This is a genomic window from Microbacterium sp. (assembly GCF_011620715.1).
GTDB lineage: Bacteria > Actinomycetota > Actinomycetes > Actinomycetales > Microbacteriaceae > Microbacterium.
In genome coordinates this window covers 28144-39418 of record NZ_WOYP01000030.1, presented here as the reverse complement: position 1 = coordinate 39418, position 11275 = coordinate 28144, and the positions used below count along the sequence as shown (strand labels likewise).

Below are 11275 nucleotides of genomic sequence, written 5' to 3'. Positions count from 1 at the left end.
GCACCGCGCCCGCACCGCGCGGCCCCGCGCTCGCACCGCGGGAATCCGGCTTGCCCGCTCACCGGTAGGCTGGGGGCGTGGTCTCACCCTCCCACGACGCCCCTTCCTGGTCTGGAAGCGGCACCGTGAATCCCTATACCGCAGCCGGGGTCGATACGGCCGCCGGCGACCTCGCGGTGGAGCTGATGAAGTCCGCGGTGCGGCGCACCCACGGACCCGAGGTTCTGGGCGGCGTCGGCGGGTTCGCGGGGCTCTTCGACGCCTCCGCCCTTCGCGGCTACACGCGCCCGCTGCTCGCGACGAGCACCGACGGCGTCGGCACGAAGGTCGCGATCGCCCAGGCGATCGACAAGCACGACACGATCGGGCTCGACCTGGTAGGCATGGTCGTGGACGACATCGTCGTGGTGGGCGCCAGGCCCCTCTTCATGACCGACTACATCGCGTGCGGCAAGGTCTTCCCCGAGCGCATCGCCGACATCGTCGGGGGCATCGCCCGCGGCTGCGCCGAGACCGGCACCGCGCTGGTCGGCGGCGAAACCGCCGAGCACCCCGGTCTGCTGGGCATCAACGATTACGACGTCGCGGGCGCGGCGACAGGCGTGGTCGAGGCTGACCGCATCCTGGGCGCCGACCGCGTGCGGGCCGGAGATGTCGTCCTCGCGCTGGAGAGCAGCGGTCTGCACTCGAACGGCTATTCCCTCGTGCGCCACATCGTGACCGGCGCCGGCATCCAGTACGGCGACAACGCGGCCGAATTCGGTGGGACGTGGGGCGAGGCGCTGCTCGAACCGACCCGCCTGTACGCCTCGCCGGTGCTGCGCCTGATCGCCGGCATCCCGAACGGCGTCCATGCACTCAGTCATGTGACCGGCGGCGGCATCGCGGCGAACCTCGCCCGCGTGCTCCCACAGGGCACGTGGGTCGAGGTCGATCGCTCGACGTGGTCGCCGCACCCCGTGTTCCGCGTTCTCGCGGACCTCGGCGAACTCGACCTCGAGGCGACCGAAGGCACCTGGAACCTCGGAATCGGCTTCGTGGCCATCGTCGCGGCCGAGAAGGCGGGTGCCGCCGCATCCGCTCTGGGCCAGGACGGCATCTCGACCTGGCAGATCGGCACGGTGCACGATGGAGCACTCCCCGACCACGCGCACGGCGCTTTCGAGCAGGGCGCCAAGGGTGTGGACGGCGGAGCAGTGCGCCTGGTCGGCACGTACCGCGACGGCGGGGCGAACTAGATCCCATGTGCGGCATCGTCGGAATGGTCGCGCAGGGCTCGGTCAACCAGGAGATCTACGACGCGCTCCTTCTCCTTCAGCACCGCGGGCAGGACTCGACCGGGATCGCGACGGCCGAAGCCAGCGGCATCTTCCACATCGCCAAGGCCAAGGGACAGGTGCGCGAGGCCTTCCGCACGCGGGACATGCGGGCGCTGCTGGGCGAGATCGGGCTCGGCCACGTGCGTTACGCCACGAAGGGCACGGCATCCAGCGAAGAAGAGGCACAGCCGTTCTACGTCAACGCGCCCTACGGCATCGTGCTCGTGCACAACGGCAACCTCACGAACACCCGTGAGCTCACCGACGAGCTGTTCCACACCGACCGGCGGCACCTCAACACGAGCAGCGACACCGAACTGCTCGTGAACGTGCTCGCGAACGAGCTGCAGGCCTCGATCTCGGGCATCGAGCTCGACCCCGAGCAGGTCTTCCAGGCGGTCTCGCGGGTGCACGAGCGCGTCGAGGGCTCGTACGCGGCGATCGCGCTCATCGCGGGATACGGCCTGCTCGCGTTCCGCGATCCGTTCGGCATCCGTCCCCTCATCATCGGCACACGCAAGACCGATGCCGGCTCCTACGAGTGGATCGTCACCTCCGAGTCGCTCGTGCTCGAGAACGGCGGCTTCGAGGTCGTGCGCGACGTGCTTCCGGGTGAGGCCGTGTTCGTCGATGTCGCCGGGCACCTGCACACGAAGCAGTGCGCGACCGACCCGAAGCTCGTCCCGTGCTCGTTCGAGTACGTGTACCTGGCCCGCCCCGATTCCATCATGAACGGCATCTCGGTCTACGAGGCGCGGCTGCGGCTGGGCGAGCGCCTCGCCGACACGATCGCGAAATACACGCCCAAGGGCACGGTCGACGTCGTCATGCCGATTCCCGACTCCGCGCGGCCGGCCGCGATGCAGGTCGCGCGCAAGCTCGGCCTCGAGTACCGCGAGGGCTTCTACAAGAACCGCTACATCGGGCGGACGTTCATCATGCCCGGTCAGGCGGTGCGCAAGAAGAGCGTGCGCCAGAAGCTCAACGCGATGTCGAGCGAGTTCAAGGGCAAGAACGTCCTGCTGATCGACGACTCGATCGTGCGCGGCACGACCAGCAAGGAGATCATCCAGATGGCGCGGGATGCCGGGGCCAAGAGCGTCACGTTCGCTTCGGCCGCTCCGCCCGTCCGCTACCCGCACGTCTACGGCATCAACATGCCCTCGCGCCACGAACTCGTCGCGCACGGACGCACGATCCCCGAGATCGCCGTGGAGCTCGGGGCGGACTACATGGTCTACCAGGAGGTCGAAGACCTCAAGGCGGCGATCCTCGAGGGCTCGGACATCGATGACCTCGACATGAGCTGCTTCGACGGCCGTTACATCACCGGCACGGTCTCCGAGGAGTATCTCGCCTGGGTCGAGGGCACCCAGGAGTCCTGAACGTCACAGGTCGTGGTGGTACTCCTCGATCAGGTGATCGACGACGGCCGTCATGGCCTGATCCTGATCGGCACCCGCGGCGGTCGCCGCCGCGACGACGGCGCGCTGACGCTGGGCGGAGGTGCCGGCCGTGGCGATCGTGACCACGCGCTCGACCTCTGCCCGGCAATCCAAGGCATCGGCATCCTCTGCGATCATCTCGACGAGCTCGGCGATGAGCTGCGGGAACGGAACGATCTCGTTCGCGCCGAAGTCGATCAGACCTTCGGTCACCCCGTAGCGCTGGGCGCGCCAGCGGTTCTCGCCGATCAGGAATCGGTCGTAGATCCGCCACCGCTGATTGCGGATGCGCAGCCGCCACAGCATCCGCAGCAGGCACTGCGTCACGGCGGCCAGCGCGAGGGCGTCCTCGGCGCGCGGCGAGACGTCCATGATGCGCGTCTCGAGCGTCGGGTACCGGTGCGACGGGCGGATGTCCCACCAGATCTTCGAGGAGTCCTCGATGACGCCGAGGTCCACGAGTACTCCGACCGACCGCTGCAGCTCCGCCCAGCTCTGATAGTCCGGTGGCAGGCCGGTGCGCGGGAGGTTGTCGAACACCGAGATGCGGTACGAGGCCAGCCCGGTGTCCTCGCCCTGCCAGAACGGCGATGACGTCGACAGCGCCAGCAGGTGCGGCAGAAAGTACGGCATCTGACGCAGCAGGTCGGTACGCAGCGCATTGTCGCCGATCCCGACGTGCACATGGCAGCCGCTGATCAGCAGACGCCGGGCCACCCCGGCGAGATCCCTCTCCAGCCCGCGATAGCGCTCCTTGTCGGTGTGGTGCTGGTGCTTCCAGTCCGAGAACGGGTGACAGGATGCCGCGATCGGTGCGAGACCGTAGCGGGCGGCATGATGCGAGATCGTGGAGCGCAGCCGGAGCAGGTCGTCGCGGGCCTCACCCACGTTCTGCGACACCCGTGTGCCGATCTCGACCTGACACTTCTTGTACTCGGGGCTGACCTGATCCTGCAGGTCGGCGCGGCAATCCTCGAGGAAGCCCTCCGGGGCGACGCCCAGTGCCCGGGAATCGCGATCGACGAGGAGGTACTCCTCCTCTATCCCCATGGTGAACGCCGGTCGCTCCATCGAGGCCTCTTTCCGTTGCCCTGTATCGGCGCTCAGCAGAGGGGACGACTCGGCGGAGGGGACGACGGCGCAGGGCACGTGCCCGTGAGCCGAGGCGGCGGGTTACGCCTTCTCGTCCTCGTATTCGTCGGCGTACTGATCGGCCCACTTGTCGACGTACTGCTCGTCGTCCGGATGACCCAGTTCCTTCTCCAGCGCGGAGTAGTTGACGCTCGGGCTGTAGGACTTGAGTTCGCGAGCGATCTTGGTGTGCTTCGCCTTCTGACGGCCACGCCCCATGCGAGACCCCCTCATTTCTGAGTAACGGGTGGTGCGGGGCTGTTCGCCGCGTCGACCCGGGCATTCACGAAACCGGCTCGAGGCCGGTAAGAGTAGAATTCAGGATAACACGGAGCCCTTGGTCGCAGACCGCTCGACCTGGGACGGAAAGGGCGATGACGCATGTCGGATCACGCACCCGATGACCAGAACGCACCAGATGCGGTGGTACTGCACGGCGCTGTTCTGGTGGGAGTGGTTCCGGGTCTGCCGACCCGTGTCGTCAAGGAGGCGGCCCGGTATGCGAAGCTGCTGAACGCCCCTCTCGTGGTGGCCCACGTCGATGTCACGCGGTTCGTGACGTTCGAGGATCCCGATGGCTACGTGCACACCGCCCCCATCGACATCAACGTGACGGCCGGTGAGAGCGACCTCGCGATCGTCCGGGCCGAGGCGGCGACGGTCCTCGAGGGCCGGGAGGTCGACTGGAGCGTCAGGCAGCTCGTCGGCGACCCGGCCATGGCGATGAATCGACTCGCCGATCAGGTCGACGCCCGGCTGCTCGTCGTCGGCACCCGCAAGCGGGGAATCGGCGAGTCGATCCGCGAGTTCTTCACCGGCTCTGTGGCCGCACGCCTCGCGCACCGCCAGCAGCGGCCGATCCTGGTCATCCCGCTGGGCGAGCCGGTGGCGGACGACGAGGAGGTCTGGCCGAGCTGAGCCCCTCCGGGTCAGCCTCGCAGCGAACGCGTGATGCTGCGCGCGATGTCGTCGAGAGCCGTCGTGAGGTCGTCGACGACGGATGCCGCCAGCTCGCCCCCGCGGGCGACGTGCGACCGCAGATCGGTGCGCACCTGTGCGCGGAACTCGTTGATCGCGGCATCCGCCCGGTGCACCTGCTCGCGACTGGCCATGCGCGGACCCTCGGCGGGCGGCGTCTGGTTCGCGGTCGCCCGCTCGTCGCGCGTCGCCGCGGCCAGGTCGGCGCGCAGACTCTTCATGGCCGCGCGCACGCTTCCGCGCACCTCGTCGGCGATCAGGCGCACCGAATCGGTGAGACCCGCCTCGATACCCTCGAGGTCACCGGCGCGGGCGGCCACCTCGGCGCGGCCGGCTTCCGTGATCTCGTAGACCGTCTTGCGGCCGTCGACGCTCTTGGTGACCAGGCCCTCCTCCTCGAGCTTCGCGAGGCGCGGATAGATCGTGCCGGCGCTGGGCGTGTACGTGCCGCCTGTGCGGTCGGACAGCGCCTGCATCAGGTCGTAGCCATGGCGCGGCCCCTCCTCGAGCAGGCTCAGCAGGTAGAGGCGCAGGTCTCCATGCGAGAAGACGGGCGCCATCACCACTCCTCGTCGGCGATGGCGCCGTGCGCGGCATCCGTCGTCGTGGTGAACGCGTCGGCCGGGGCGCCGGCGCGGCGCAGCACGGTCACATCGCCCGAAACGGAATTGGCGCGCACATCGACGAAAGACCCGCTGAGCTCGCCGGTCGAACCGGTGAAGTTGGTCGTCGGGCCGGCGCCCTGACGCGAGCGCACGACGCCGTCGATCTGCACGCGCCCGCTGACGCTGCGCACGACGTAATTGGCCGGCAGGGTGTCATCGAGGCGCACGGTGGCATTGCCGCTCACTGTGTTCAGTGCGACCTGGTGGGCGTCGCCGGCCGAGTCGACGAGCATTGCGCCCGACACGGTGTCGATCGTGGCCTTGCGCAGGGTCCCGGTCGCCGCGACGTCGCCAGATACGCTGTTCGCGCTGAGCGAGCCGACGAGCTCGCGAATCTGCACGTCGCCCGAGACCGCGTTGACCGTCAGATCGCCGGTGAATCCGTCGACGATGATGTCGCCCGATACCGTGTTCAGGCGGGCATCGCGGCGGATGCCGGACACCAGCGCACTGGCGCTGACCACGCCGAGCGTGAGCGCGAGTTCGCGGGGTACCGCGACACTGATCTCGGCCTTCGGGCCGCCGGCGCCGAAGTTGCGGAACACCTCGAGGAAGTTGTCCCAGCGCAGCTGCGGGTGGTCGATCTCGACCACGTCGCCGGTGACCTCGATGCGGAGGTCCTTGATGGTGACGCCATGCACCTCGATGCGCGCGCCCGGTTCGTCGTGGCCGATCACGTCGATCTGACCTCCGACGAGGCCGACCTTGAGCTTGCGCACCGTTTCGATGTCGATGACGCGGGTTTCGCCCGGGTGGATGATCCACTTCTCGAGAGTCATTGTGAGCTTCCGTTCCTGAGGCCGTAGCTCGCGATATATCGCGATGGATCCCAGGATAACACGATATAACGCGAGTCGGTGTCAAGACATCAGTCTTGACACCGACTCGACTCACGGTGCAGCGGCCTGAACCTGCCCTCAGGTACGGCGGCTGCCGCTGATGACACGGAACAGGAACACGATCAGGGCGATCACACCGACGATGAGCGCGACCCACAGGAGCCAGTTCAACGCAGAGTTCAATCCACCGAAGATCGCAAGGATCACGGCGATGACAATGATGATGATGAGGGCGAGGTTCATGGGAGGGTTCTCCTTCTGTCGCCGGGATCTGCGAGGTTGGCGCGACCCGGATGCCTCGGGAGGCACGGACAAGACAATGGCACCCACCCGCCGAAGCGTGGTAGGGGGTTGACGAGCGGCGATCGCCGGTGCTAGGCCCGACGGCGTGATCCAGCGGCTGCTCGTCGGCTGACGCAATAGGGTGATGGCGTGCCGCGCCCACCCGTCTTCCGTGCCCGGATGCTGGGCGTGGTCGTCACCGGCGGCGTGATCGGCGTCGCGCTGCGGGAGCTGCTGCTCCTGCCGCTCGCGGCGCAGGATGCCGCACCGGGCTCGTTCGCACTGCCGGCTGCGACGACGGGCGTGAACATCGTCGGATCGTTCGTGCTCGGCATCGTCGTAGGCGGACTCGGTGATCGGCATCCGCTCACCCGCGCCTTCCTCGGCACCGGGGTGCTCGGCGGGTTCACCACGTACAGCGCGTTCGCGGTGCAGACCGCGGGGCTCCTCGCACCCGCCCCTCTGGCCGGCATCGCGCTCTCCGTGGTCTCGGTGCTGCTCGGTCTCGCCGCGGCCGCGCTCGGATTGCGCCTGACACAGCGAGCCGCGGGATCCGCCGGATCCGGCGGATCCCGCGGACCGGAGGCCGCCGAGTGAGCGCTTGGGCATTGGTCGCAGCGGCCCTCGCCGGCGGCGCGGGTGCGGGACTGCGCTACGTCGTCGACGTGCTCGTGGTCGGCGGCAAGCCGGCGCGCCTGCCGTTCGGCATTCTGCTGGTCAACGTGACCGGCTCGTTCGCCCTCGGCCTGCTCACCGGACTGGGCACGGCAATGGTCGACAGCGACCTCTCGTGGGTGCTCGGCGTGGGCCTGCTCGGCGGGTACACGACCTACAGCACCGTATCGGTGGAGTCAGTGCTGCTCATGCGGACCGGCGAGAGCCGAAGAGGCTGGACGAACGCACTGGGCACGCTGGTTCTCGGTGTCTCGGCGGCCGCTGCCGGGCTCGCGCTCGGGAACCTCGTCTAGACCCCAGACCCGTCGAGAGGGGATTTCCCGGGATTGCGCCTCGATTGGCGATGGCGCAGATCGGGCATGGGATACTGAAACCCCGATACATCCACGTATCCGTCGCAGGGGTTTCTGCGGCATCACACGACCCGGCGATCTCACCCGGGCATCCGACCTGCACCACAGTGAAGGCCACCGTGTTCAACCTTGCCGTCCTGAGCCTCAAGAACCGTGCGCTCATCGCCCTCGTCACCATCGTCGCCGCGATCTTCGGAACTCTCGCGCTGACGAGCCTGAAGCAGGAGCTCATCCCCTCGATCGAGTTCCCGCAGCTCGTCGTCGTCTCGACCTACCCGGGCGCGTCACCCGAGGTCGTCAGCAACGATGTTTCGGTGCCGATCGAGACCGCGATCCAGGGCGTTCCGGGTCTCGAATCGACGTCGGCCACCAGCACGACGAACGCGTCGATCATCCAGGCGTCCTTCACCTACGGCACCAACCTCGCGACCGCCGAGCAGAAGATCAATCAGGCGATCAACCGGATAAAGGCGCAGCTGCCCGAGGGTGTCGAGCCGAATGTCATCTCCGCGAGCATCGACGACTTCCCGGTCATCCAGGTGGCCGTCACCGGCTACGACGACGAGCAGACGATCCAGGCGCAGCTCGAGGCTTCCGTCATCCCGGAACTCGAGGACGTCGAGGGGGTCAACGCCGCTCAGATCGTCGGCGGCGTCGGTCAGCGGGTCACGATCACGCCCGACCAGGCGGCCCTGGCGGCGGCCGGGTACACCCAGCAGGCGATCCGCGACGCGCTCGACCAGAACGGCGTGCTGTTCCCCGGCGGCAAGATCACCGAGAACGACCAGACCCTCACCGTGCAGACCGGCACGAAGATCACGTCGGTGGACGCGATCGCGGCGCTTCCGCTCGTGCCGTCGACCGCCGCGCAGTTCCAGGCCGGAGCGATCACGATCGCGGATGTCGCGGCCGTCGAGCAGAACCAGGATCCGGTCACGACGATTTCGCGGGTGGACGGCAAGCCGGCCCTGACGATCGCGGTCACCAAGCTTCCGTCGGCGAACACCGTCGAGGTGTCCACGGGCGTACTCGCGGTGCTCCCCGGCCTCGAAGACAGCATCGGAGGGGCCGAGTTCACGGTCGTCTTCGACCAGGCTCCCTACATTCAGCAGTCGATCGAGGCGCTCGCGGAGGAGGGGCTGCTCGGCCTGTTGTTCGCGGTGATCGTGATCCTGATCTTCCTCTTGTCGGTGCGTGCGACTCTCGTCACCGCGATCTCGATCCCGACGAGCGTGCTGATCACGTTCATCGGCATCCAGGCGTTCGGGTATTCGCTCAACATCCTCACGCTCGGTGCGCTGACGATCGCGATCGGTCGTGTGGTGGATGACTCCATCGTCGTGATCGAGAACATCAAGCGGCACTACGTCGGCGACGCCGAGAAGCTGCCGTCGATCCTGCGCGCGGTGCGCGAGGTCGCCTCGGCCATCACGGCGTCGACCGTCACGACCGTCGCGGTGTTCCTGCCGATCGCGTTCGTCGGCGACGTGACCGGTGAGCTGTTCCGTCCGTTCGCACTCACCGTCACGATCGCGATGACAGCGTCGCTGTTCGTCGCGCTGACGATCGTCCCGGTGCTGGCGTACTGGTTCCTGCGGCCCGGAAAGCCGATCCTCGACGCGACCGGCAACCAGGTCGACCCCGAAGCCCCCGAGGCGCCGCCGAGCCGACTGCAGAAGGGGTACCTGCCGATTCTCGGCTGGACGCTGAAGCACTCCTGGGTCACCCTGCTGCTGGCCGTGCTCGTGCTGGCGGGCACCGCAGCACTGGCACCGCTGATGAAGACGAACTTCCTCGGCGACTCCGGTCAGAACACCTTCACCATGACGCAGGACATCGGCGCTGCGCCCAGCCTCGAGGCGGAGAATGCCGCGTCGCAGGAGGTCGAGGCGATTCTGCTCGACATCGACGGCATCGAGACGGTGCAGGTCTCGATCGGCTCGAGCGGATCGGCGCTGCGCGATGCGTTCGCCGGCGGGGGCAGCGGAATCACGTACTCGATCACGACCGACCCCGACGCCGACCAGGTCGCCCTGCGCGAAGAGGTCCAGGCCGCTGTGGCCGCGCTCGACGACGCCGGGACGATCACGGTCTCCAGCGCCGCAGGTGGGTTCGGCTCCAGCGACATCGAGATCGATGTCACCGCACCCGACTCCGCGACGCTGCAGGAGGCGACGGACGACGTCGTGACCGCGGTGACCGGAGACGATGGCGTGGGCCAGGTCTCCAGCAACCTCTCGGCGTCGCTCCCGTACATCGCGGTGGTCGTCGACGCCGACAAGGCCGCGTCACTCGGTCTGTCCGAAGTCGCCGTCGGAGCGCTCGTGTCCAGCACGATGCAGCCGCAGCGGATCGGCACCGTCGAGATCGACGACACCTCGCTCACCGTTTATCTCGCGGCATCGGAGGTTCCCGCCACGATCGAGGAGTTGCGCCAGCTCAGCATCCCCAGCGCGACCGGCCCGATCCCCCTCGCGGACGTCGCCACTGTCGAGGAGAGCGAAGGCCCGACCTCGATCACGACCGCGAGCGGTCAGCGCACCGCGACGGTCACCGTCACGCCTGCCACCGATGACCTGACGGTGGCGACCGCGTCGGTCACGGCCGCGCTGGCGGACGTCGCCCTGCCCGACGCCGCCGACGCCTCGATCGGCGGCGTGGTCTCGCAGCAGCAGGATGCCTTCGCGCAGCTGGGCCTGGCCCTGCTCGCAGCGATCCTGATCGTCTACATCGTGATGGTCGCCACCTTCAAGTCGCTCCGCCAGCCGCTGCTGCTGCTGATCTCGGTGCCGTTCGCGGCCACCGGCGCGATCCTGTTGCAGATCATCACGGGCGTGCCGCTCGGGGTCGCGTCGCTGATCGGCGTGCTCATGCTCATCGGCATCGTCGTGACGAACGCGATCGTGCTCGTCGACCTGGTGAACCAGTACCGTGTGCGAGGTCTGTCCGCGCACGAAGCGACGGTCGCCGGCGCGTCGCGTCGACTTCGCCCGATTCTCATGACGGCGCTGGCCACCATCTTCGCGCTGACCCCGATGGCCATGGGTATCACCGGACAGGGCGGATTCATCTCGCAGCCCCTGGCGATCGTCGTGATCGGCGGTCTGGTGTCTTCGACGATCCTGACTCTGCTCGTGCTTCCGACGCTGTACAACCTCGTCGAGGGTGCGAAGGAGCGTCGCACCCTGCGTCGCACGGGCGGTGCGGATGCCGCAGCCGGAGCGCTCGAGCCGGTGCTCGTCGGCGCGGGCGCCGCTGGTGCGGCCGCCCCTGTGCTCACCCGTCGCGAGCTGCGCGCCCGTGAGGCCGCCGCCGGTACGGCAGCGACGGATGCCGCCGAGGTCGAGGTGCCCCCGATCGAGGAGGGCCCTGACATCGAGATGCCGGAGCACGATGCCTCAGCCGACCTGTCGGCCGCGATCACGGACCTCGAACCGGTTACCGATGAAAGCGCCGATGTGCCCGAGACCACCGAGTCGGATGCCGGCGCCGTCGAGCAGGATGCCGCCGAGGAACCGGAGCAGTCGCCGGAGGGCGTCGCGCACGACGAGCCACTGTCGGATGACGCAGAGCCACTGTCGGATGACG

General features: G+C 68.2%; 11 protein-coding genes. 6 read left to right on the top strand and 5 right to left on the bottom strand.

All coding sequences use genetic code 11. The features are described from left to right. The first annotated feature begins 125 nt into the window (after positions 1-125). Both purM and purF read left to right on the top strand, forming a co-directional pair. Positions 126-1238, top strand: a complete 1113-nt coding sequence (gene purM, locus QZV84_RS03315) for a phosphoribosylformylglycinamidine cyclo-ligase (RefSeq protein ID WP_292825333.1) — start codon at positions 126-128, stop codon at positions 1236-1238. Positions 1239-1243: 5 nt separating this feature from the next. Continuing rightward, the gene (gene purF / locus QZV84_RS03310) at positions 1244-2704 is read left to right on the top strand and encodes an amidophosphoribosyltransferase (protein ID WP_292825261.1); all 1461 of its coding nucleotides are present in this window, start codon (positions 1244-1246) and stop codon (positions 2702-2704) included. Between the two features lie 3 nt (positions 2705-2707). Here purF and QZV84_RS03305 read toward each other — a convergent pair whose 3' ends face one another. Together QZV84_RS03305 and QZV84_RS03300 are read right to left on the bottom strand one after the other, a co-directional pair. Then, positions 2708-3835: a carboxylate-amine ligase gene (locus QZV84_RS03305; RefSeq protein ID WP_292825258.1), complete on the bottom strand. Its 1128-nt coding sequence runs from the start codon at positions 3833-3835 to the stop codon at positions 2708-2710. A 102-nt stretch (positions 3836-3937) separates the two neighbouring features. After that, the gene (locus QZV84_RS03300) at positions 3938-4114 is read right to left on the bottom strand and encodes a DUF3073 domain-containing protein (RefSeq protein WP_292825255.1); all 177 of its coding nucleotides are present in this window, start codon (positions 4112-4114) and stop codon (positions 3938-3940) included. 162 nt (positions 4115-4276) lie between these two features. Here QZV84_RS03300 and QZV84_RS03295 point away from each other — a divergent pair, with 162 nt between their 5' ends. Beyond that, on the top strand, positions 4277-4813 hold the full coding sequence (locus QZV84_RS03295; protein ID WP_292825252.1) for a universal stress protein: 537 nt from the start codon (positions 4277-4279) through the stop codon (positions 4811-4813). An 11-nt stretch (positions 4814-4824) separates the two neighbouring features. On the opposite strand, the gene QZV84_RS03290 is transcribed toward QZV84_RS03295, so the two are convergent. The 3 genes from QZV84_RS03290 to QZV84_RS03280 form a co-directional block, all read right to left on the bottom strand. After that, on the bottom strand, positions 4825-5433 hold the full coding sequence (locus QZV84_RS03290) for a PadR family transcriptional regulator (RefSeq protein ID WP_292825249.1): 609 nt from the start codon (positions 5431-5433) through the stop codon (positions 4825-4827). After that, on the bottom strand, positions 5433-6317 hold the full coding sequence (locus tag QZV84_RS03285; protein WP_292825246.1) for a DUF4097 family beta strand repeat-containing protein: 885 nt from the start codon (positions 6315-6317) through the stop codon (positions 5433-5435). Before QZV84_RS03285 ends, QZV84_RS03290 begins: the two co-directional genes overlap by 1 nt. A gap of 138 nt (positions 6318-6455) precedes the next feature. Then, the gene (locus tag QZV84_RS03280; RefSeq protein ID WP_292825243.1) at positions 6456-6620 is read right to left on the bottom strand and encodes a hypothetical protein; all 165 of its coding nucleotides are present in this window, start codon (positions 6618-6620) and stop codon (positions 6456-6458) included. Positions 6621-6809: 189 nt separating this feature from the next. Between QZV84_RS03280 and QZV84_RS03275 the strand changes: the two genes are divergently transcribed. The 3 genes from QZV84_RS03275 to QZV84_RS03265 all read left to right on the top strand — a co-directional run. Next, a complete protein-coding gene (locus QZV84_RS03275) occupies positions 6810-7256 on the top strand; it encodes a CrcB family protein (RefSeq protein ID WP_292825240.1) in 447 nt (148 codons plus the stop codon). Then, complete coding sequence (locus tag QZV84_RS03270; RefSeq protein ID WP_292825237.1) at positions 7253-7627, top strand: CrcB family protein; 375 nt, start codon at positions 7253-7255, stop codon at positions 7625-7627. Before QZV84_RS03275 ends, QZV84_RS03270 begins: the two co-directional genes overlap by 4 nt. Before the next feature lie 179 nt (positions 7628-7806). Continuing rightward, a partial coding sequence (locus QZV84_RS03265; protein ID WP_292825234.1) for an efflux RND transporter permease subunit occupies positions 7807-11275 on the top strand: 3469 nt, incomplete at its 3' end.